Genomic DNA, 490 nt, shown 5'->3' with positions numbered 1-490 from the left:
TGTCGTCATCGTCCTGGCCGGCGGCGCGGCCGAGATTGGCGTAGAGCTTGCGCGGTCCGAACTCCGGCGCTGCAATCGACAGGCTCACATAATCCTTGCCGGAAGTCTCGCCGGTGCGGATCCAGCCGGCGCCAACTTCGACCCCTTGCGTAAGCACCCGGAAGTCGGGATGGTTATCGGCGCTCTTGGCCTGGTTGGGGACGATATCGATGTCGGCGCGGACGCTGAGCGTCTTGAGCTGGCCCTTGTAGGCGCCGTTTTCCTGCTTGTTGACGTAACCGATCGCGGTCATTTCGAAGTCTCCTTTTTTGCTTTCGCCGGGGACCATCCCCTGCGATGGCGTACCGTAATGGGCGCGTCAGGACCGCCTGAACCCGACAGGGCCGCAGCGACAGCGAAGGACCCGAGCGGGCAGCTTTTTTGTGAGCGAAGCGGCGCGAGGAAGCCGCCGCAGGCGGCGGGGAAAAAAGCTGATGGCGAGGGTTTCGGG

The 490-nt window shown here is 63.9% G+C and carries 1 protein-coding gene; it reads right to left on the bottom strand.

The window, feature by feature from the left end:
• Positions 1–292: DUF736 family protein (locus tag E5W87_RS31060; RefSeq protein WP_292406442.1), on the bottom strand; the 292-nt coding region annotated here is incomplete at its 3' end.
• Positions 293–490 lie beyond the last annotated feature (198 nt).

This window comes from Mesorhizobium sp., assembly GCF_004962925.1.
GTDB lineage: Bacteria > Pseudomonadota > Alphaproteobacteria > Rhizobiales > Rhizobiaceae > Mesorhizobium.
This window is presented reverse-complemented; position numbering and strand designations above follow the sequence as displayed.